Below are 223 nucleotides of genomic sequence, written 5' to 3' on the forward strand. Positions count from 1 at the left end.
AGATTTTGGCTTTGTACAATTATTTAAGACTCAGTTAAAAGAACAGCAGAGGTTTTATATTGTGCATCAAGATGAAGATGATTTATTGTCCTTTGAGGGTTTTCATGAATTGCATTCAAGTCATTGGAAAATAGAGCAATATCACCGGGTGATTAAACAGGTTTGTCATATTGAAAAGTTTCAAGTAAGACGATCTAAACTGATTTTGAATCATATTTTTTCA

Annotated in this window: 1 protein-coding gene; it reads left to right on the top strand. The window is 30.9% G+C overall.

All coding sequences use genetic code 11. The features are described 5' to 3' along the window. Positions 1 to 223: transposase (locus WFH18_RS18275; protein ID WP_336755471.1), on the top strand; the 223-nt coding region annotated here is incomplete at both ends.

The organism is Acinetobacter sp. USHLN143, from assembly GCF_037145695.1.
Classification (GTDB): domain Bacteria; phylum Pseudomonadota; class Gammaproteobacteria; order Pseudomonadales; family Moraxellaceae; genus Acinetobacter; species Acinetobacter fasciculus.